At 46.1% G+C, this 22,012-nt stretch carries 21 protein-coding genes and 1 tRNA gene; 8 read left to right on the plus strand and 14 right to left on the minus strand.

The genetic code is table 11. From position 1 onward, the window contains the following. Nucleotides 1–7 precede the first annotated feature (7 nt). The 10 genes from DWW90_RS10455 to DWW90_RS10505 all read right to left on the minus strand — a co-directional run bounded on the left by DWW90_RS10455 (nt 8) and on the right by DWW90_RS10505 (nt 9,660). Nucleotides 8–574, minus strand: coding sequence for a manganese efflux pump MntP family protein (locus DWW90_RS10455; protein ID WP_122344926.1), 567 nt, complete (start codon nt 572–574; stop codon nt 8–10). 7 nt (nt 575–581) lie between these two features. Continuing rightward, entirely contained in the window at nt 582–1,535 is a 954-nt protein-coding gene (locus DWW90_RS10460) for a glycosyltransferase family 2 protein (protein ID WP_115500959.1), read from the minus strand. 20 nt (nt 1,536–1,555) lie between these two features. Continuing rightward, nucleotides 1,556–2,086 (minus strand): DUF4199 domain-containing protein, encoded by a 531-nt coding sequence (locus DWW90_RS10465; protein ID WP_115500960.1) that lies wholly within the window; start codon nt 2,084–2,086, stop codon nt 1,556–1,558. A 149-nt stretch (nt 2,087–2,235) separates the two neighbouring features. After that, nucleotides 2,236–2,309 (minus strand) — tRNA-Thr (locus DWW90_RS10470). A 250-nt stretch (nt 2,310–2,559) separates the two neighbouring features. Continuing rightward, a complete protein-coding gene (locus DWW90_RS10480; protein WP_122344927.1) occupies nt 2,560–3,759 on the minus strand; it encodes an ABC transporter permease in 1,200 nt (399 codons plus the stop codon). Nucleotides 3,760–3,761: 2 nt separating this feature from the next. Continuing rightward, complete coding sequence (locus DWW90_RS10485; protein WP_122344928.1) at nt 3,762–4,979, minus strand: ABC transporter permease; 1,218 nt, start codon at nt 4,977–4,979, stop codon at nt 3,762–3,764. Then, nucleotides 4,976–5,986, minus strand: a complete 1,011-nt coding sequence (locus DWW90_RS10490; RefSeq protein ID WP_122344929.1) for an HlyD family secretion protein — start codon at nt 5,984–5,986, stop codon at nt 4,976–4,978. The genes DWW90_RS10485 and DWW90_RS10490 overlap by 4 nt, the downstream gene beginning before the upstream one ends. An 18-nt stretch (nt 5,987–6,004) precedes the next feature. Continuing rightward, a complete protein-coding gene (locus tag DWW90_RS10495; RefSeq protein ID WP_122344930.1) occupies nt 6,005–7,438 on the minus strand; it encodes a TolC family protein in 1,434 nt (477 codons plus the stop codon). 67 nt (nt 7,439–7,505) lie between these two features. Next, on the minus strand, nt 7,506–8,717 hold the full coding sequence (locus DWW90_RS10500; protein ID WP_122344931.1) for an MFS transporter: 1,212 nt from the start codon (nt 8,715–8,717) through the stop codon (nt 7,506–7,508). A gap of 409 nt (nt 8,718–9,126) precedes the next feature. Continuing rightward, on the minus strand, nt 9,127–9,660 hold the full coding sequence (locus DWW90_RS10505) for an FHA domain-containing protein (protein ID WP_115500967.1): 534 nt from the start codon (nt 9,658–9,660) through the stop codon (nt 9,127–9,129). Nucleotides 9,661–10,000: 340 nt separating this feature from the next. Here DWW90_RS10505 and DWW90_RS10510 point away from each other — a divergent pair, with 340 nt between their 5' ends. Next, the gene (locus tag DWW90_RS10510) at nt 10,001–11,536 is read left to right on the plus strand and encodes an ATP-binding protein (protein WP_122344932.1); all 1,536 of its coding nucleotides are present in this window, start codon (nt 10,001–10,003) and stop codon (nt 11,534–11,536) included. 196 nt (nt 11,537–11,732) lie between these two features. On the opposite strand, the gene DWW90_RS10520 is transcribed toward DWW90_RS10510, so the two are convergent. Together DWW90_RS10520 and DWW90_RS10525 are read right to left on the minus strand one after the other, a co-directional pair. Then, nucleotides 11,733–12,611: an NAD kinase gene (locus DWW90_RS10520; RefSeq protein ID WP_115500970.1), complete on the minus strand. Its 879-nt coding sequence runs from the start codon at nt 12,609–12,611 to the stop codon at nt 11,733–11,735. Nucleotides 12,612–12,631: 20 nt separating this feature from the next. Then, the gene (locus tag DWW90_RS10525; protein ID WP_115500971.1) at nt 12,632–13,291 is read right to left on the minus strand and encodes a CBS domain-containing protein; all 660 of its coding nucleotides are present in this window, start codon (nt 13,289–13,291) and stop codon (nt 12,632–12,634) included. A gap of 85 nt (nt 13,292–13,376) precedes the next feature. On the opposite strand from DWW90_RS10525, the gene DWW90_RS10530 reads away from it, so the two are divergent. The 6 genes from DWW90_RS10530 to DWW90_RS10555 all read left to right on the plus strand — a co-directional run bounded on the left by DWW90_RS10530 (nt 13,377) and on the right by DWW90_RS10555 (nt 17,282). Further along, the gene (locus tag DWW90_RS10530) at nt 13,377–14,090 is read left to right on the plus strand and encodes a pyridoxine 5'-phosphate synthase (RefSeq protein WP_115500972.1); all 714 of its coding nucleotides are present in this window, start codon (nt 13,377–13,379) and stop codon (nt 14,088–14,090) included. 82 nt (nt 14,091–14,172) lie between these two features. Beyond that, on the plus strand, nt 14,173–14,832 hold the full coding sequence (locus DWW90_RS10535; protein ID WP_233547707.1) for a MotA/TolQ/ExbB proton channel family protein: 660 nt from the start codon (nt 14,173–14,175) through the stop codon (nt 14,830–14,832). A 2-nt stretch (nt 14,833–14,834) separates the two neighbouring features. Beyond that, nucleotides 14,835–15,245, plus strand: coding sequence for a biopolymer transporter ExbD (locus DWW90_RS10540; protein WP_115500974.1), 411 nt, complete (start codon nt 14,835–14,837; stop codon nt 15,243–15,245). Between the two features lie 42 nt (nt 15,246–15,287). Further along, on the plus strand, nt 15,288–16,142 hold the full coding sequence (locus tag DWW90_RS10545; RefSeq protein WP_115500975.1) for an energy transducer TonB: 855 nt from the start codon (nt 15,288–15,290) through the stop codon (nt 16,140–16,142). A 7-nt stretch (nt 16,143–16,149) separates the two neighbouring features. Further along, nucleotides 16,150–16,695, plus strand: coding sequence for a DJ-1 family glyoxalase III (locus DWW90_RS10550; RefSeq protein WP_115500976.1), 546 nt, complete (start codon nt 16,150–16,152; stop codon nt 16,693–16,695). A 182-nt stretch (nt 16,696–16,877) separates the two neighbouring features. Then, nucleotides 16,878–17,282: a DUF3836 domain-containing protein gene (locus DWW90_RS10555; protein WP_122344934.1), complete on the plus strand. Its 405-nt coding sequence runs from the start codon at nt 16,878–16,880 to the stop codon at nt 17,280–17,282. A 39-nt stretch (nt 17,283–17,321) separates the two neighbouring features. On the opposite strand, the gene DWW90_RS10560 is transcribed toward DWW90_RS10555, so the two are convergent. Beyond that, nucleotides 17,322–18,443 (minus strand): 6-bladed beta-propeller, encoded by a 1,122-nt coding sequence (locus tag DWW90_RS10560; protein WP_122344935.1) that lies wholly within the window; start codon nt 18,441–18,443, stop codon nt 17,322–17,324. Further along, a complete protein-coding gene (locus DWW90_RS10565) occupies nt 18,440–19,570 on the minus strand; it encodes a hypothetical protein (RefSeq protein WP_122344936.1) in 1,131 nt (376 codons plus the stop codon). Before DWW90_RS10565 ends, DWW90_RS10560 begins: the two co-directional genes overlap by 4 nt. A 176-nt stretch (nt 19,571–19,746) precedes the next feature. Here DWW90_RS10565 and DWW90_RS10570 point away from each other — a divergent pair, with 176 nt between their 5' ends. Next, complete coding sequence (locus DWW90_RS10570; RefSeq protein WP_122344998.1) at nt 19,747–20,670, plus strand: DMT family transporter; 924 nt, start codon at nt 19,747–19,749, stop codon at nt 20,668–20,670. The last annotated feature ends 1,342 nt before the right edge of the window (nt 20,671–22,012 follow it).

Consider the following 22,012-nt stretch of genomic DNA (forward strand, 5'->3'; position numbering starts at 1 on the left):
GCTATTATTATCCGTTGAAATAGAGATGCTCGATCAGTATCTTGGTGCCGATAGCGATGAGTATCAGGCCGCCGATCAAGTCCAGTTTGAGGTTGATCTTACGGCCGAAATGGTTACCGAAGTAAACGCCGAACGCCGAGATCAGGAATGTGACTACGCCGATAGTCAGTGCCTCCAGCGCGATGGCCGATTCCAGGCAGGCCAGCGAGATGCCGACAGCCAGTGCATCGATGCTTGTCGCAATGCCCAAGCCGCAGAGTGTCTTGTAGCACAGTGGGTTTGTCTTGCTGTCTTCTTCTTTCTCCCGGGTGCTTTCATATATCATTTTGCCTCCCAGGTAGAGCAACAGCAGGAATGCGATCCAGTGGTCGAATGCCGTGATATATTTCTTGAAGCTCATGCCCGCCAGATACCCTGCAAGGGTCATGCCGGCCTGAAAAACTCCCATCACACAGCCGATCTTCAGCATGTGGCGATGTTTATAGTTTTGTATAAGAGCCCCTCCAGTAACAGAAACTGCGAGACTGTCCATTGACAATCCCACAGCCAGTAATACTATTTCTATAAATGACATAAAACAATCATATCTCTGTTTCTATTTTGTATTTGTTCCTGTTCGGGGAATCCCTTGATATCAGTTCTCCGATGAATCCGGCCAGAAACAGTTGGGTTCCGACTATCATTGCGGTCAGGGAGATGTAGAAATAGGGTGAATTGGTTACCAACGGCCTCAATTCGCCGGAACAGATAGAGATCAGCTTCGCGCTTAGCACGATTACCAGTGCTACGAAACCGATAAAGAACATGACGCTTCCCCATAGCCCGAAGAAGTGCATCGGCTTCTTGCCGAACTTGGACGTGAACCACAGAGTGATCAAGTCCAGGTAACCGTTGACAAAGCGGTCCAGCCCGAACTTGGTCGTTCCGTATTTCCGTGCCTGGTGCTGCACTACTTTCTCGCCGATCTTGTTGAATCCGGCAATCTTGGCCAGATAGGGGATATAGCGGTGCATGTCGTTATACACCTCGATGTTCTTGATCACGATATTCTTGTAGGCTTTCAGCCCGCAATTGAAATCGTGCAGGTTCTTGATGCCTGAGAATTTACGTGCCGTTGCATTGAACAGCTTGGTAGGGATCGTCTTTGTCAGCGGGTCGTACCGTTTCTTTTTCCAGCCGGATACCAGGTCGTAGCCGTCTTCGGTGATCATCCTGTACAGTTCCGGTATCTCGTCGGGGCTATCCTGTAAATCGGCATCCATTGTGATGACCACGTCTCCCGTAGCCAAGCGGAAACCGCAGTTCAAACCGGGGGATTTTCCGTAGTTGCGGCGGAATTTGACAGCCCGTACCACATCGGGAGCTTTGCTCTTTAATGATTCTATCACTTCCCAAGAGTTGTCCGTACTCCCGTCGTTAATAAAGATTACTTCGTAACTGAAATTATGTTCTTTCATCACCCGCTCTATCCATGCAAACAATTCGGGTAGAGACTCGGCTTCATTGTACAGTGGTATAACTACTGATATGTCCATTATTTGTTTTTATTTGCTTCTTATTGTTCTTCCGGCACCGGACCTGCTGTTTGCTTGCGGCAAACCAGCGCTGCTACCGGTACGGATAATATGATTCCGTAAAATATATTATTGAAAATACCTTGAATAGCCATATGGATGGGAGTGAAGTTGGTACGGCTGATTGCGTCGATCACTTCACTGCTGACATTTGCATTCTTTAGTGCAATCATTGCCTGGTTCATCGTGTTGCTGATGAAGTCGGGCGGAGCGATAAACTGGAAGAAGATGAAATGTTCGATCGAAACGATTAATGCCGCAAAGAAGTACAGCATGATCCCGAATCGCCAGGCATGAAAAAAACTGATATTCCCACCGATATCCTGCCGGTAGCGTTTAGTCATGTAGTAGGCGATAAAGGGGACGGCAATGCATAATAGTTCGTATATATAAATGAGTGCCGGGATGGAATATCCGAAAATAAGGAACAGATATTTGATTACCCAAAAGATTCCCATAGCCAAGCCATAAGACATCGCACTTTTCAACAGTAAACCTTTATTCTCTTCCATGACAATGCTGTTTTTATGTTCTCATCAGCAAAATTAATCCTTTTGCGAGAATATGCAATACGATATAAATAAAAAAGAGGAAGCTTCTTCATAAAACTTCCTCTTCTTATTACCTGACAATTGACAATTTCTACTTGTCAATTCTTTTGAGCCTCTTGTCGGATTCGAACCAACGACCCCGAGATTACAAATCACGTGCTCTGGCCAACTGAGCTAAAGAGGCAGGTGGGTAAGCTTACTACATCGCGCCGCTACAACCAAGTACCCTTGCTGCGGTCAAGCCCTGGGGGATTCCGAGGGAGCATGCCGTGTAGGACTTACCCGGGTGCAAAAGTAGATATTATTTTTTACAAAGCAAGCGCTTTTCTACCTTTAGCGTAATATTTGTTTCTAATAGCTTGGAAGCCTTTTATTTCTGTAATGGTTAAAAAATATGTAATGCCGAGATCGCCTGTAAAATGGTATTGCAGTACTTAATTTGTTCTTATGTTCTTTTGTCTAAAACATCCCGCTTTCCGGATATTATACCGGTAGACAAGGCAGGCTGTGATGAAATAGAAGATGCACTGTACCCAAAGAGTTATGTATTCCGACTGTATTTCTACCATCGAGGCACCCATCGAGTTCAGTTTGACGTATGCCATTGTGGCCGGGGCTGCCGGGATCAGATAGTGCGTGAGCTTCCAGTACCAGGGCATCAGTTCTAATGGATAGGAAACACCGGAGAGGAAGATCAGGCCGACGGAAAAGAATGCGATCATCAATAAGGGAGCATCACCATCGGTGAAAAAGAGTGAGGCAGTCAGCCCGAAGAAGCTGGTGGCCATTAAGAAAGGGATCATCAACATAATAATATACAGGGGATGCCCGATATCCGGAAGCCCGAACATATAGGGGATCAGTCCCAGGAGGAAGAGGGCGAAGACAGCATAAAGGATGCCATAGACAAACGTTTTCCCGATCACCACCTGCGCCATCTGTCCGAAGGAGAGATTAACGGGTGTTCCGGCCAGACGGACGATCGAGCCGCTGTGCCGTTCGTCACCGCTCACCATGCCGATGACCATAAGGAGGGTCTGGAACATGATAACGATAAGGACGGCAGGTATCAGGTAAGTGCCGTAACCTTTGGTCGGATTGTAGAGGGTTGTACCCACGACGTTGACCGCCTGAGCTGCCGACAGTTTCGCGGCTGACTGGCTGGGGAGAAAGACAAGCATCTCCGGCCGGTAATCATCATTCAAAGCCAGCATGGACGAGGCACTGGCTTCCTGGAGGGCAAGGTAATAGAGGAAGGCGCTTGTCGATTCGTAGACAATAAAGATGGACTGCTCACCCCTGCCGACACGATCCTCGAAGTCTTCCGGGAGATACAGGATGCCGGCCACGAGGTCTTGTTTCATCATATCGCGGGCTTCGGGATATTCGACGCTTGTTGTCACGATATTGACCTGTGGGGTGGCATTCAGCAGGCGGACATATTTGCGGCTCAGTTCGCTATGGGAACGGTCGACAACGGCAACCGGGACTTTGCGCACCAGGTCCGGGGCATACATATAATTATACAATAATCCGTACATGAATATGCCGCCCATCAGTACGAGCAGGATGGCAAAACTGCCGGCAATCGTCTTGAACTCTTCGCGTATGATAGATAGTAATTTCATATTCATCTCTATTTATTCGTGTTATCGGTATTCCAGGACCAGCTTTCGACCGGCAACGCCCACTTGGGTGAAAGAACCGCTTTCTTCAGCCGAGGCAATAATAACAGCGCCGGAAGCAGAAAGGCTGCGAGTGCAGCGAAGTTGACCCATGTATAGGCAAAGCCGTAATCTCCATAAAGGAGGTTCTGATAGATTTCGGTAAAGTGACGGACGGGGAACAGGTATGAGGTGTAATAGACCGGCGCATACATCGAAGGCGCAGGAAAAGTCACTCCGGAAAGCGTTGCCCCGAGCGATCCTACCATCGACACAATGCTGATAATCAGACTAAGCGCGGGAAAGAGGGAAAAGATAAACAGGCCGAGGGCTTGCGTGGAGATGACAAACAGAATCGCCGTTCCGTTAAGCGGCCAGAAGCCACAGCTGAAAGGGATGTGCATGACACCGAACATCACGTAATTTGCCAAGATACTCATCAGGCTAAAAATGACGGTATAAGGCAGTAGCTTCCCGCCTACCGCCACCACTATATTGCCGCCTGCCGCCGGGAGCCACTCGCGTCCGGTCCCGAACTTGATCTCGCTGCCGACAGCATAGACTGTGGTCAGTAGGATAATGACCTGGAAGAAGATAAAGAAAAAGGGGTTGCTCAAGTAGATCGAGTAGTCCAGGTCAGGATTGAACAGGGGATGGTTGCTGGCACGGACGGGGACGAGAAAGGTCGTAATCTGCTCTTCATCGATCCCTAAGGCTGTGGCCTGCATCACGATCGGTCCGGTGGATATCTGACGGAGCACGGTTTCGAAAGCGCCGTGCACCTCGCCGCCGACACTAAGAAGGGCGTAATGGTAGTAATAGGCCAAGGTCGCCTCGCGCCCGGCGGTGGCATCCGCTTCAAAATTGTTGGGGATGACGAGATAGCCGTATATCTCTTTCGTCTGGGTTGCGCGGCGGGCTGCCTCTTGATCTGCATAATGTTTTGTGACCTTAAAAGTCGGGACTGCCTCCACTTGCCGGACGACTTCACGGGAGAGGACTGTCTCATCCTGGTCGACAATGCCTACAGGGATATTCTCCATCTGCCCGTTTCCAAAGATCGTGGACATAAAGAAGATACAAAACAGCGGCAGCACAATGCACACCCCGAAGTAAAGACGGCGCGACACCATCCGGTCGAGTTCCCGGCGGAGGACGGATTGAAAGGCGTTATGTTTGTTTGAAATCATCTTTTATCTGTTTTATCTATATCTTTTAAATCAACCAGTACCGACATTCCGGGCCGCAGGCCTTTTACCTTGTTAACAGGCAGGGCATGAACCTCGAACGTCTTCAAGTCATAGCTTCCTGTCTGCTTGGTTGATTTCCAGGTGGCGAAGCTGCCCAAGGGGCTGATATAGTTAATCCGGAATTCGATACCTTTCTTATCGATTGCCGGGACATCGGCCGTAAACGTCCCGCCCATCCGGAAGAAAGGCAGGCGGTCTTCGCGGACATTCAGGACGACATGTACATCGTCGAGCACGATCAAGTTCATAATAGGCATCCCTGCTCCGACAAGTTCCCCCCGTTTGGGGAAGATTGTCGAGATCTGGCCGGATTCGGGAGCTGTTAGGCGGGCATCTTGAAGGAGGGCGGCGACCTCTTCGGCAGAACCTTTAGCGGCGTTCACTAAGGAACGGGCACTCTCCTTATCCTGTATCTGTGCACCGTCGAGAGCCAGTTGGTATTGGTTCCAGGCAGCCCGCTCTCCGGCAAAAGCGGCATCGTACAGGGCCTTCACCTCATCGCGCCGTTGGGAGGTGACAACACTGTCTCGGTACAGGGCTTCGATACGGGTGTAGGTTGTCTTTGCCAGTTCCAGGTCCGATTTGGATTTGTTCCAGAGCTGCTGGGCGGTGGCAATGATCTGCTTGCGCGTTCCCTCATCCACCTTCTGGTGTTGGAAACGGGCGATATTCTCGAGGGCGTTCACCTGTTGGTATTTGGCGAGTGCTTCGGGGCTGTTGATGACGACAAGGGTGTCGCCCGCCTTGACCCACTGGCCTTCTTCCACCAGGAATGTGTCGATACGGCCGGGCAGTTTCCCGGAGATGCGTATCTCGGTTGCTTCGATTTCTCCTTGCAGGATCACAGGTTTGTTCCTAAGCAGTATCATACCTGCAAAGGATATAAGGATGACGGCGACCAGCACCACAAGAAAGGCGACCGTCAGGTATTTCTTCGTTTTATCCATGACTATACGGTTTTATTGTTATAATATCTCTGTTTTGCCATCCATCCGGTATTGGTGGAAAGCTTCGGGAATGCCACAAAGGGAGAGCAGGTTGGCAAGTGCCACGTCGTACTGGTAGTAGGCGAGCAGGAAGGCTGTCTTCACCTTCGAGAGCATCACTTCGGCGTCCACCACATCGGAAGAGGTAGCCATACCTTCCTTGAACGATTTCTCACGGATGCGGACCAGTTCGGTGCTCATCTCGAGCGTTGTGTTCAGCGCTTTTACATTGTCCATTGCGTTCTGCATCTGGGTATAGAACTTATCCACGCCTACCTGCAGGTCAGTCACGGCTTTGTCTTTGCCAATCGCCAGAGACTGGCTGGTGAGGCGTGCCTGCCGGATGCGCTTCTCGCGATCGAGGCCGTCAAAGATATTCCAGGTGAAACCGACACCGATCATCGTACGGGGCATCAGGTATTTATCCAGTCCGTCTGCATAAAGAGTCTGCTTGCCGATCAACGCGATGTTGGGAAGATAGCCTGTCCGGCCGATCTTTAGCTGGTTGTCGGCGATGTTCTCCTGCAGCTTCAGTTGGTTGACGAGATAGTTGTTGTAAGGAATCATCTCCTTGAAATAACCGGCGGAGGGAACGCTTTCGTTGATGAAAAGGGATGTTGTCGTATGGATATCCTTGCCGTCTTCTATGTTGATCAGGCTCTTCAGTGCCTGGGCGGCCACATCGAGGTCTTTCCGAGCGGATTCGAGTTCGCGCTTCGCCTCTTCCATGCTAACCTGGGCGACGAGGCGTTCGGCGCGGTTGATCATACCTTGCTGTTCCAGTTTCAGGGCCTGTTCGTAATGGGTTTGCAGGGAATTGTAGGTTTCTGCTTTCACCTCCACGACACGTTGGCCGAGGCGCAGGCCGAAGTAGCATTCGATCAGTTTGGCCTGTTCGGTAGCGCCGACCTGTTCACGGTTGACCTCGGCTACGGAGACGAGTGTCTTGCCGATTTTACTGGCATAGATGCGTTTGCCGCCTGTAAAGATGGGCCAGGTCAGGCTGGCATCGATCGACGTGATGTTCTGCGAGACGAGGGGCAGCGTCAACGTGTTCTGTCCGATCTTGTCGAGAAGGGAGGAGATCAACTGGTCATCCGGGATGATCGAATGAATATACTCTTTGGCGGGGTCGGTGAACTGGTTCAGGGGCTGGCGTACCTCGACAGGGTTCGACATATGCACATAAGCGCCCGAAGCACTGATCGAAGGATACCAGAAGGCATTTAGTTTCTGGTGTTCGTTCTTCGCCATCTCCACCTCCTTTCCGGCTATTTTCAAGCTCCTGTTCCCGCTTTGCAGTAGGGTAAGGGATTGCTCCAGCGATAGTTCCATCGTCTCGGTCTGTGCAGAGGCAAAGGCAGGAAGAAGCGACAGCAGGACGATGCCGAAGTGCGTAAAGTTATAAATCATAAGTGCGTCTAAATTTAGTTTGTGCGAAATTATGATCTATAACAAGGCGATCACCTTTATTGTTCCCCTACACCTGTCGTTTCCTTTTCAGGTCAGGCAGGAACCAGGTGACCAATCCGATCAGCGGCATATAGCCACAGACATTGTAGACCGCTTCTATTCCATAATGGTCAGCCAGATTCCCCAATACGGCCGATGCAATCCCCGCCACCCCGAATGCAAATCCGAAAAACAGGCCGGAGATCAATCCTAATTTATAAGGAAGCAGCTCCTGTGCATACACCAATATAGCAGGGAAAGCAGACGACAAAGTCAACCCGACACAAAAACTAAGGACTGCCGTCAGGAACAGATTGTCTACATGAGGCATGATTAGCGAGAAGGGCGCCGCACCGAGGATAGAAGCCCAAATGACGTATTTCCGTCCTACCTTGTCGCCGATCGGGCCGCCCATCAGCGTACCGATAGCCGTAGCAATCAGGAAGACAAACAAATAAAGTTGTGAAGCCTGCACGCTGACACCGAACTTATGGATCAGGTAGAAAGTATAATAGCTGTTCAGGCTCGCCATATAAATATATTTACTGAAGATCAGAACAAGCAGGATTGAAATGGAGAATATCGTCTTTCCCATCGGCAGCGGCATCTGAATATGCGTATGGGCCGCTCCTCCTTCCTCTCTCTTCATCCGGAGCAACAACCGTTTATACCAATGGCCGATAGGTATCATCACCATTATCGCTACGAATGCCAGGATCGAGAACAACGCGATATGCCTCCGTCCGTAGGGAGCGACGAGTATTGCAGCTAACAATGGCCCCAACGATCCGCCCAAGTTACCCCCGACCTGAAACAGCGACTGCGCCAGTCCCCGCTTACCGCCCGACGCCAGCGAGGTCAACCGGGATGCCTCCGGATGAAAGACCGAAGAACCGATCCCCACCAGCGCAACCGAACACAACACGACCGGCAGTGTATTGGCAAATGCCAGGCTTAGCAGCCCCACCAACGTAAAGCTCATTCCCGTCGGCAACGACCATGCCGAAGGCCATTTGTCGAAAAATAACCCTGTCAACGGCTGGCAAACGGATGCCGCCGACTGATACACAAGCGTGATCAACCCGATCTGGGCAAAGCTCAATCCTAAATCTTCTTTGAATAGCGGATATACAGCCGAGATAACGGACTGCAACGTGTCATTGAAACAATGACAAATACTTAATGCCACCAATACGCGGAAAGTAATTCCGGTTGTGGACTGCACCCTGTTCTGTTCCATTAATTAACCTTATTGCCTCTTTCGGTTACAAAAGTACATATAAAAAAGAGATCCAGTAGAAGGATTGATCAAAATATCCGATTTAACATTAACATTTTAACAGCACACAAACGTTAGACACTAAGATCTAACTATTTAAGCCGTATTTAACCATAGTTAATAAAACTTTTGTTTAAACTCTTTTTGGATCTTTACGTAAAAGGCCGTGAGCCAAATCGGAAATGAGTTGTTTTATTGTCGAAGTCTAAAACAAAAAACATGAATAATGATTTTCATTCTTAGTGTACTGGACCGGAGTTGAAATGGGTTTCTTATATCGATATCTTCCGAAACCTACGCCAAATTTCCCCCTATCTCCCTTATCGCCCCTGGTATAAGAGGCTTGTTTCGCTCCGGTCAGTATCTAAGATTAAACTTCTTCCCCTCCCGGCACATGAAGAATAAATGTAGTAGCCCCGATTGTCACGACTGCCCCTTCTTCAATCCGTACCTGTTCTTTCTTACCCAGGATTACGCTACGCAGGAATGTTCCGGTGAGACTGGGAAAATCGCGTAATGTATAAATTAACTTTCCCTCTTTATCTTCTTTTACATTTATCACGCAATGCTTACGCCCCATACTGGGATCGCTGGTAATGATAGGCAGATCGACACCGTCCGTATCTTTGTTACGGCGTCCGATTACATTATCACCCATCACAAGCGGCAACTCCTGTTTAAACCCGAATGTGTTTTCGATTACTGTAATATACCCGCAAGAAAAATCCGGTTCTTTCACCTCTTTTTCCTGGCCCGATTCGGTACGGACCACTTTACGTCCCAACTTGATCTTAAACTGGGAACCACATTGAGGGCAGACAAAGGCCAATACCTTGCCTTCCGGATATTTTGTTTCATCGAACGCTAACTGATTATCACACTTGGGACAGAAAACTCTTTTCATATATCTCAGACTTTTACCATTAATTGCAACACAAAGGTAAGACTTTATTTCCAATATACCCGAATCCTTCACATACGGGCAAAAAAAAGGCTATCCGTCACGGACAGCCAATCTTCATTGTTAACCTTAAATCTAATACCATGAAAAACACAGTGCAAATATAAGGGTTTTATGTTATGCAGCATATATTTTTGTTTGGAAAAGTCATTACATTAACCATGTTTAACAAGACTTTCCCCTTCTTGTCCTTTTCCGTTTTGATTTTCAACTATAACTTTGCATAAAAATCAAAAATGCAGAAAGAGACACACAAAATATTTTAAGACCCAAACGAAATCGCATGGAAAAAGAATTGAGTTTAAATTCTCTATACCAGAAACTACCAATCGGTGTCGAATTATATGATGCAGAAGGCAACCTGATCGACCTGAACGAAACAGACGAACAGCTATTTGCGATAAAACGTACGGACATCATCGGTATAAACCTGTTTAGCAACCCTAATTTCCCGGCCAATGAAATATCCCGGCTGAAGGAAGGGGAGGAAGTCGTTTTTTATTGTGATTATGCATTCAATAATATAAAGACGAACGAATATTATCATATAGATCCTCAAAAAGAAAATACGACATTGCACCTTTCCATCAAATGTATTCCTTTAAGGAATCCTGAAGAGGGGATATATGGTTATATCCTTATGCTCAGTGATGAAACGGAAAAGTACAAGAAAGTAGAGGAAACCCATGAATTATTCAACAAATTGAAAACCGTTATCGGATCTGGGGATTCCCTTTTGTGGGAATATGATGTCAAAGAGGATAAAATGACTATAAATCTCGAACTGCGCGATCCGGATAAACCCTCCAAATTAAAGGAATGCATACTTAATTCCCGGAAAGACTTTTACCGGCTTGTACACCCCGACGACAGGGAACGGGTGCTGAAACAGAAATTCGAGAGATTGATCGAAGGGGAAATCAAAGGATACAGTGTCCAGTACAGGCGTATGTTTAAAGACCAATATATCTGGGTCAAAGCATATGTACAGCCTTATAAATACAATGCAGACGGGAAACCGGAAAAGATACTTTATTATCTGACCGACATCACGAACGAAGTTAGTATGCAGGAAAAATTGCGTAGCATAGAAAGAGAGCAACAGCAAAAGGAAGCGGAGCTTGCAAAAGCACAAGAAGCAAACAAGCTCAAATCCATGTTTCTGGCAAATATGAGCCATGAAATACGTACGCCCCTTAATGCAATCGTCGGCTTTTCCAGTATCATCGCCAATATGGAGGAAGAAGATAAGGACGAACGGAATTTCTTTGTCGACATTATCAACACAAACAGCGATCTCCTTCTTCAATTGATAAACGACATCCTCGATTTCTCGAAAATCGAATCTGGCACATTCGATATCACTAAGAAGAATTTTGACTTTAAGGAAATCTGCGAAGAGATATACACCGTCCATGCCCTAAAAATACCGGATCATGTGCTTTTTTCTTTCAACAGGAATTTACCGTCTATCCAAATACACTCTGATCCGAAGAGGATTACACAGGTAATCTCCAATTTCCTGACAAATGCCATTAAGTTCACTTCCGAGGGAGAAATAAAATTGGATTATCAAATAAAAGAAGACAATTTATACGTTTCTGTCACGGATACGGGAATAGGAATCAGTGAAGAAGAATGTAAAAACATATTCGACCGGTTTGTCAAGTTGAATGCACACAAACAGGGGACAGGGCTCGGATTGGCTATCAGCAAAAGCATCATTGAGAAATTAGGGGGAAAGATCGGCGTGCACTCCGCATTAGGAAAAGGATCGACCTTTTGGTTTACTCTTCCATTGGTAAAAGAAACAGAATGAGAATATTCCATATTGGGCAAAAAAAAGGCTATCCATCACGGACAGCCAATCTTCATTGTTAACCTTAAATCTAATACCATGAAAAACACAGTGCAAATATAGAGCTTTTATGTTATGTAGCATATATTATCGTTTGGAAATCTCGCTTATTTAACCTGATTTAACGAAAACATGCTGCAAAACATGTTTTTTATCTCTATTTCATCCGTGCATCCGCTCCCCACATCAGTTTTTCGCGGAGCGTCTGGTAAAAGGTATGATTATATCGTTTAATCACTTTTGTCGTATAATCGGCTTTGCTTACCCGTAGCTGTATGCCGGTCGGGAATATTTCGGAACGCCCGTCAAGGGCAATCAGGAAATATTTGTTTCGGCTTTCCACCCCTAAAGTGATCGTGAAAGAATCCGGGATAACCAACGGGCGTACATTCAGGGAGTGGGGGGCAACCGGACTTAAAACCAGATTCTTGCTCTGCGGGATGATGATCGGCCCGTTCACACTCATAGAATAGGCAGTAGAACCCGTAGGAGTAGAAATCACCAAACCGTCAGCCTGGTAAGAAGTCAGGTATTCGCCGTTCAACGATGTATGGATCGTTATCATGGAAGAGGTGTCGCGCTTCAGAATCGCGATCTCATTCAAAGCATAGTTATAACCGTGGAAGACCCGGTCTTCGGTATGAAGGCGCAACAAGGTGCGTTCCTCTATCTTATAGTAGTTCTTGAACAGTTCGTCCAGCGTATCTTCAATGTCATTGCTTGAGACATCAGCCAGAAATCCGAGACGCCCGGTATTGATACCCAGAATCGGGATATCCTGTTTGTTTACACGGGCAGCCGTACGCAGGAAAGTACCATCACCACCCAGACTCAGAGCTACATCCAGGTTAAACTCATCACTGGTCAGGATACCGGATACGGGAGGCTCATAGTTCAAGGCATCCGTAAGAAAAAGATAGAAATCACGATCCACATAAACCTCAGCCTCCAAAGCAGTCAGCTTTTCAAACAAGCGCTTAATGACAAGCTGCTTGTCCGACTGATATTCACTGCCAAATACCCCGATCTTCTTCATAACTTTCAATTTTCAACTCCCTATATATTCATATAATGAACTAACTCTTCCATCCGCTGTTGCAGCAGATCGTCCACCATTCCCTTTTCCATAAAGTAATAAAGGACTGTATAGTTAAACCGTTCGAAACTACGGATTACAGGAGAAGCGTCTTCAAGGTCGATCTTGATAATCAGATGCAACCGTCCGGTATCCTTATCCGTGTAAGAAAGCAAATTCAGGACATGCGCATTGTTTGCCTCGATCAGACGGGCAATATCGGTCAACGAATAATCCTGCGGCATCAACTCCAACACAAACACGCTCCCGGCAGCTTCCGCACTACAAAGCTCGGACAGAATATCGATCAGTTTGTCACGCGTGATAGCGCCTAAATATTCTCCTTCAGGATTTACAACGGGAAGAAGACTCAGCTGATATCGGGTAATCAAAGCCATTGCCTCATGGATATGCGTGTTTTCCTGAACACTGGGCGACAACAAAACCGGGTCACCGATAGTCGCTGCCGGATTCGGCATTGCCAGCAGGTCTTTTTCCGATACCAAACACCTATACATATTTTCATTCAACAATGGCAGATGCTTTAATTTAAAATCATCCATTAAAGCCAACGCATACTCTCCCGTGTCAAAACTTTTTAACACCGGAAATTCCTTCGTTATGAAATCTTTCACCAACATTCTTCTGTATATTCCCTAAATACTGCTAAATTTGCCGATACTTTTGTGCAAATGTAATGAAAGAAAAAAGATATAACGATATACGATGACAAATTTAAGTGTAAACATTAACAAGGTTGCAACCATTCGTAACGCACGCGGTGGCAATGTACCAAACGTATTAAAAGTGGCATTAGACTGTGAAGCTTTCGGTGCACAAGGGATTACCGTTCATCCCAGACCGGACGAACGGCACATCCGGTACAGCGACGTATATGCCTTGAAACCGGAAATAAAAACAGAGTTTAACATAGAAGGATATCCTTGTGATAATTTTATCGACCTGGTAACGAAAGTAAAACCGACACAGGTCACGCTCGTGCCGGACGCTCCCGATGCCATAACTTCCAATGCCGGCTGGGACGTAAAAGCCCACTTCGAGCAGTTGAGCGAATTGGTGGACACCTTCACTTCTCACGGCATCCGCACTTCTCTTTTTGTGGGGACGGAGCTCGACAATATCGAGCTGGCTGCCAAAACGGGAACCGACCGTATCGAATTATACACGGAACCCTATGCGACCTGTTATCCGGTAAACCGTGAAAAGGCAATCGAACCGTTCATCGCAGCCGCCCAATTGGCCAAAAATCTGGGACTCGGCGTAAATGCCGGCCATGACCTGAGCTTGGAAAACCTGGCCTATTTTCATCAAAATATCCCGGGACTGGATGAAGTGTCAATCGGTCACGCGCTGATCTGCGACGCTCTTTATCATGGTTTGAAAGAAACGATCAGACTATACAAAGAATGCCTTCTATAATTCATAATTTATAATTCATAATTCTATAAACATGAGTATTTTACTTTCCCTACAAGCTGTAGGGGCACAAACAGCAGAGCAGATGCCGGACCTGACGGCGGTAACAGTTCCCACTGAAGCAGAAATCAATGTAATCGACCTCGCCTTTAAAGGTGGCTGGATTATGGTTGTATTATTGTTACTGTCACTGATGGCATGTTATATATTTATCCAGCGCCTGATGGTAATCCGCCGGGCGGGCAAAGAGGATGAAACGTTTATGAACCGTATCAAGGATTATATACATGAAGGGAAAGTCGACTCGGCTTTAAACTTGTGTCGCAGCACCAACACGCCTTCCGCCCGCATGATTGAAAAGGGTATAACCCGTCTGGGACGCCCGATGAACGACGTACTGGTCGCCATCGAAAATGTAGGTAACTTAGAGATTGCCAAACTGGAAAAAGGATTTCCATTGATTGCTACGACAGCTGCCGGAGCGCCGATGTTGGGATTCTTAGGTACGGTAACCGGTATGGTTCGCGCCTTCTTCGATATGGCAAATGCCGGAACGAATGTAGACGTATCCCTGTTGTCCGGTGGTATCTATGAGGCATTGGTTACAACGGTTGGAGGTCTGGTTGTCGGTATCATTACCCTGTTTGCTTATAACTATCTGGTTTCACAGGTAGACAACGTGGTGAACAAGATGGAAGCCCGCACAATGGAATTTATGGACTTATTGAACGAACCTGCAAACTGACTATGGCTTTAAAACGAAGAACAAAAGTAAACGAAAGCTTCAGTATGGCTTCTATGACAGACGTCATATTCCTGCTGTTGATTTTCTTTATGGTTACCTCGACGGTAGTTATTCCGAACGCCATCAAGGTGACGCTCCCGCAAGCGCAGAAGCAGACAGCTGCCAAGCCGCTGACACGCGTCACAATCGATGCGAACCTGAATTACTACGTCGCTTTCGGTAGCCAGCGGGAAAAGCTGGTGTCTTTCGAAGAGATCACCCCGTTCCTGCAAGAGAGTTATGCAAAAGAGCCGGAAATGTTTGTAGCCTTATATGCAGACGAATCGGTACCTTACAAGGAAATCGTGCGTATCCTGAACATTGCGAATGAGAATAAATTCAAGATGGTGCTCGCCACGCGGCCACAGAAGTAATTGACAATTGAGAATTGACAATTGACAATTTAAAAGAGGATTATGAAGTTAAATAAAGATGACATATACGGTATAGCGGGTTCGGTAGCATTCCACCTGATTATCCTGCTCATCCTGGGGTTCACGGTATTGAAGACCGTTGTTCCGGACGAGGATGGCGGCATATTGGTGAACTTCGGTAACGTGAATGCGGCAGCCGGAACTTTCGAACCGAAATATACCGGACAGGAACCCCCTCAGGAAACGACAACTCCTCCCCCTCCCGTGCCAGAGCCTAAGGTGGAAACACCCAAGGAAGAACTGGTAACGCAGGACATCGAGGAAAGCGTTGCAATCGAAGAAGCCAAAAAGAAAAAGGAAAAAGAAGAGCAACGCAAGAAAGAGGAAGAAAAGAAACGGAAAGAGGAAGCCGAAAAAGAACGTATCCGCAAGGAAGAAGCCGAAAAGAAACGCCTGGCCGAAGAACAGCGTAAGAAAGAACAGGCTATCAGCAATAAGGTGGCCGGTGCTTTCGGAATGGGAAGCCAGGAAGGTAACAGCCAAGGCGATGCCGCATCCGGAACAGGAAACCAGGGTAGTCCGTTCGGAAATTCCGATCATGGAGCTAACGAAGGTGTAGGCGGTTATGGTTCGTTCAACCTGAACGGCCGTTCAATCGGTGCCGGAGGTCTTCCGCGTCCCGCCTATACAATTCAGGAAGAGGGACGAATCGTAATCAACATCACGGTAGACCCGAAAGGAAATGTTATATTTGCAGAAATAGGTAAAGGTACAAACATCGACAACGCTTCCATGCGTAAGAGTGCATTGGATGCCGCCAAACGGGCTAAGTTCAACAGCATCAGTGGCGCCAATAACCAGAGCGGTACGATTACCTATCTGTATAAACTAAAATAGAAATAATATGAAGAAAGCAATTGTATTCTTAGCGAATGGTTTCGAAGAAATGGAAGCCTTGGGGACAGTCGACATCCTGCGCCGCGGCGGTATTGAAGTTACAACTGTTTCCATAACTACCGACCTGGTTGTAACAGGCGCACACAATGTTCCGGTAACAGCCGATAAGACATTGGACAATGTAGTATTGAACGAAGCCGATGCCCTCATCCTTCCCGGAGGCATGCCCGGCGCATCCAACCTGAACAGTTCCGAACCGCTCAAAGAAGCATTGCTGCAACAGTATCGCGAAGGCCGCATCGTAGCTGCCATTTGCGCCGCTCCAATGGTGTTGGGTGGACTGGGACTGCTGAAAGGCCGTAACGCCACCTGTTATCCCGGCTTCGAACCGAAACTGATCGGTGCAAACGTTACAGGCGAAGCAGTTGAAATATCCGACAACGTCATAACCGGTAAAGGTCCGGGATTAGTCATGAATTTCGGCCTTGCTTTGGTTGCCGCAATCAAAAATGACGCAGTTGCCGAAGAGGTGGCAGCGGGATTGCTTTTGTAAGGAAAGAATTACATCAGATAACTGAGAGTGTCCAAACTTTTGACAGCATTGTCAAATATTTGGACACTCTTCTTTTTGTATAGTTTTATCAAAATACTGATTTTCAAAAGCGTACATGGTTTGGCACAGGCTTTGCAATTTAGTTGGCAAGAGATTAATAAACAACTAAAAAGAATAAAGTCATGAAAAAGTCAGTTTTAAAATCAGTTATCGCAGTGATCGTTTTTGTATTCGCAAGTGTAAACTTCTGTTCTGCATCCGACTTCGCCTATAAGACAGAAACAGCAAACGGGTTAGTAATGACTAAATATGTCTACAAGGTGGAAGGCGAAAACCTCCTGCAGCAGTATCGCAAATACAGTTTCTCATACGACGCAAACAAGAGAGTCGTGTCCAAGACTGTCGAACAATGGAACGAAGACACTCAAAAATGGGAAAAACAACAAACCTACGCTTACACATACAACGATAATGCTTGCAGCATTACCCTGACGACCTTCAAAGACAACAAAGAAATCAGCAAGGATGTATGTGTAAACTCAATCCCTAACCAACAAGCCGAAAGAAATACTTTAGCTGCAAAATAAATCATTCTCACATAACCTGCCTAAAGGAGGAAACAGCCGTCACTTGCAAACATAGCGCAACAGTACCGGATTGTCATCCTCCTTTAGCGTTTCAAAACCGTTCTTTCCTGCTAAATCAAACGCTTCTCTTACCGCATAAAGAGAACCCGGCACAGATGTTTTCACCAACACCTTTCCCTTCTCAACCGATTTCCAGGGAGTTTCTGCCGAGACAAGATTGACATGCGGATAAAAACGATCCAATTTCTTATCATACAAAGCCATAAACGCTTTCATATGTTCTCCCTTGAATTGCGACATAGAATAAAAGACAAAGCCGTAATCATTGGTTTCAAACAGATCAAATATCTGCATACGCGGACCGTCCGGCCTTACCTTTGGAGTATAATCAGCAACTAATGTCAACTCGTCAAATGTCCATTTCAGTTTTCCGGTATAAAAAAGCCAGGCCGGTTCAATCTTGTTTTCACGAATCCGATAGACCGTATCATTAAAATAATGGAACATATATAAGTCATTATCTAAATTATAAGTAAAAGTCTGGCCCATAAACCCTTCTGTTCCCATCTCCCGGTCACGCTTACAAAGTGTATCTACCCGTCCGGCTTGAATATCATAGCGATAAAGGTCGGGCATTACTGAATTTCCGGTTGTCAGATAATAGATTTTCCCATCTTTATACCGGAAGTTATCTATCCATGTCTCCTCCGGCAATTTGAATGAAGATAAAAAACGGCCGTCAAAAGCATAAACATTCATCTTCCGGCCAAAATAGTCCATGACATATAAAGCCTGTTCCTTTTCTACCGGTTGAATTGTTTTGGGAGATAGAAATTCTTGGGGTCCTTGCCCGGAAGCACCGATATATTGCAGAAAATGTCCCGTTTTATCAAACTTGCAAATCCGGTTATCGGAAACCAACCAATAAAACTCCCGGCTTTCTTCCAGATAGGATATCTCTTTTATCAGGCAACGATCCGTTGTTTCCAAAGGAATGGCCTCGACCTGCATACTCAATACATCTAACGGTAACTCCATATCCGGCTCTATCTGATCGGCATGATCCAACACCAGGACCCGGAAGCCGGAAACTGTTTCCGGACGACAAGCGGAGATAAACAGCCAAATTCCCAATAGTAACATCCAACTCAAAGTTTTCATATGTGTTTCTTTTTTAATTGTTTCTCATAAAAATAATTTAGAATCAGGTTCGTCTTATCCGAGACCTCTTCCAGGTTGTATGGAAGTTTCCTTTTCCGCTCTTTCTGATGATCGGCAGGATCGTATATCTGCAGGAAACAGGTCCTTTCCTCATTCATATAGAGCGGCATCCGGGTATCCATTGTTATGGTTTGATCCAGAATAAAAAACTCATATCCGGCATTTTTCACTATCAAATCCTTATAGAAAACGGCCATTGTCGTAAACCTGTACAACTTTTGCTTCACAAAGTAATCCGAACGATACTGTATCCACCAATAATCTTTTGATTCCCACAAGCCGGTTATACACAAGCGTCTGTTCTGTTTCAACACATGTGACCAATTTCCTAAACGTACTCCTTCTTTTCCCATTTTACAGGTAAAAGCAGGATGGCAGATATCCCCCTTTAAGAGATACAACGTATCGTTCAATAAGTATTTATAAAACACCCCCTCTTTCCCTCTACCCACGACTTGCAAGGGGCAGGCAAGGCTATCCGGCAACACACCCCGTTCCCTTTTCTTCCCAGGGAAAGGCTGGCGAACAGGCTCCTGTCCCCAAGCCTCTACTTTGAAAATAACAGGATCGGGAAATACATCCGTTAACAACATTAACTGACTGTTATTCAAGCTATTTACTTCCGTATAGGTATATGACCTATCCAGTTGCATACTTCCTTTTTCTCTACCATCTGGTGCGAAACAAACCAGTTCAGCTGCTTTCGTATCCAACCCGTACAAGAGAAGATTAAGAGTATCAAGTGCAAAAGAGGTAAAATACCGTGGTGAAAAGAAACGCCGTTTCAACTTTCCGGACGGGAATTCATAGCAACGCAATTCTCCGGCAACCAACAGGTACAGAGACGTGTCAAGAACCGTTATCCGGCCAATATCTTTTGGATGAAAACCACTTGTACTATCCAAAAAAATAGCTCCATAATCCTGTATTAAATAACCGGGAGAGTTATCCAGTAAAATACAATTCTCATTCTGTAGCTGTTCGATATCCAATACCGGTAAAGTTTGTTGCTGCCCGCAAGACAAGCAAGCTATAATAAAAAGCAAAACAAAAGCTTTTCCTTTCATATATTTCTTTTCTTGTAAAAATAACGAGGAACCTGTTGAATTTCTGCTCCGCGAAGATAATTAACAGCAATCAAGTATAAGATTGTCTAATTTTTGGACGTTTGCTGCTTACCGCTATTTCCCTATCGCCCGTTTTTATACTATCTTTGATGCCGTTTTATCAAAGAGAAAAAGTGATGAGTAATTTTAAAGGATTTGCCTTCGGTATATTAACGTCGGCGACATTCGGGTTGATACCCCTGTTTACATTGCCGCTGATGGCAAAGGGGATGCAGTTCGATTCCATCCTGTTCTACCGTTTCCTGTTTGCAGCATTGGCTTTGACAGGGATTATGGTTACCAGGAAGGAATCGTTCCATGTGGAGAAAAGGGAAATCCCGGTATTGGTTCTATTGGGCTTTTTCTACACTGCTTCCGCTATGTTCTTGTTTTGGGGATATAGCTTCATGTCGGCCGGAATTGCTACAACGCTCCATTTTACCTATCCGATATTCGTCACCCTCATCATGCTGTTGGTATTCAGGGAAAAGACATCCTGGGTAACACTGATGGCTATTGTGTTGGCAATCTGTGGAGTAGCACGCCTTTCTATCAATGAAGGGGAAATGAAACTGAATGCCTTAGGCGTTTTCATCGTTTTGCTGTCTGCCGTCGGATATGCACTTTACATCACGACAGTAAACAAATCGCGCGTGCAAAAGATGACCGGTCGCAAACTGACCTTTTACGTGTTTGTTGTCAGTACAATCCTGTTTGCCGTCAAAGCTGGGACGAATGAAGGCATACAAGCGATTCCCGATGCCATGTCATTGATGAACCTGGTTCTGCTGGCTATTGTTCCGACTGTTATTTCCAATATCACGCTTGTCCTTGCCGTACATAATATCGGGGGAACATTAACCGCCGTATTGGGGGCTGTAGAACCGATCACAGCCGTATGTGTCGGCGTATTGGTCTTCAGCGAACCGTTCACCCCCAACCTGGCAGTCGGCATCCTTCTGATCATCATTGCCGTAACACTGATCATACTTTCCAAATCGATACAACATACTTTGCGGGAGATACGCAGACGGCTTGCCCACCTGAACCTCTTAAAATAAATGCCAGCCGATTACATTTTCACATTCGGTTATTTAATAACAATTATGCATTCATCATTTACCAGTTTTGGATAAAACCTGTTCTCTTGCGATCCCTCATCGGAGCGCGGGAACGGGATAGCTCACTTTTGGTAAGTTTTGAACCTCCTGCGAATCTGATGAATATTACAATAACCCCCTTTTTTGCCATTTTTCTATTTCGTCCGAAATCTTGATCGATTTTGGATTGACTTTTTTTGCGGTTTAAGCTCCCCTTTCTGACAATAGGAAGAGCGAGGTGCGCAGTCCGTTTCGGAAAGCGTGCAATTTGATTACCGAAAACCAGAAACGCCGACAATGTGAAAAAGCTTAACTCCCGGAGAATCGAATATTTGAAAACAAAACGGACGGCGTCCCAAATATCCCAAGGAAATTCAGGTGCTTTTTTGCCCTTACAACGGTCCTCTTTCCAATTACGACCGTTCAAATCGCCATTACGACCGTCCTAATCTTCGCGAGGTGCCGAGTGCACTACACATTAGCACGGTCGCAATGGCAAAGAGGACGGTCATAATTGCGGAAAACGCTCAAAAAAGGCGAAAAAGTCCCTTTTTGAGGCAAAAAAAGCGGATTAACATTTGTTTGGTTTCGGCTGTCTTTTGAGACTAAAAAACACGTTTTATACAATAAGCCCCCTGCCGCAGGCTCTCTTTTGCCGTTGATTTCAATCAACGGGTTGATAAACACCCGGCTTTGCCGGATTCCTCTGCGGGTTTAAACTCCTTTCAAATATGTCAAAAGTCCCCCTGTCCCCGCGCTTGACGCGGGGCCGCAAAAGAAAAGGCCTTATCAATCAGTTGTTTATAGGATCGGTTTTAATGCGATCCCGCGTCAAGCGCGGGAACAAGGCTGTTTTGACACAGCCTCCTGAAGTCCACAGCGGAAGAGGCTTTGCCTCTAAGCTCTAAAACCGTTCGTTAAAACGAAACGGCAAAAGAGAGCCTGCGGCAGAGGGGTTATTGTAAAAAACGTATTTTTTGAGCTTGAAAGGTCCCCTAATTTAAACAAATGTCAACCCACTTTTCAGCTGCCAAAAAGGGGCTTTTTCCTATGATCCGGCACCTTATCGCCATAAAGAGGGACTTTATCGCTCTGATCCGGAACTTTATTGCCCCGAAGTCAGACTTCATATAGTACGAAGTCAACCTTCAGAGCGATGAAGCGTTACTTCAAGACTATTTTCTGCGCACCTCACAACAACAAGCCCCTAAAATTTCCTTGGGATATTTGGAACGCAGTCCGCCTTTGTCTGCAAATATTCGATTCTCCGGGAGTTAAGTTTTATCACTTTGCTGTTGTTTCC

Origin of the sequence: Parabacteroides sp. AF17-28 (assembly GCF_003479205.1) — a bacterium.
GTDB classification, from domain to species: domain Bacteria; phylum Bacteroidota; class Bacteroidia; order Bacteroidales; family Tannerellaceae; genus Parabacteroides; species Parabacteroides acidifaciens.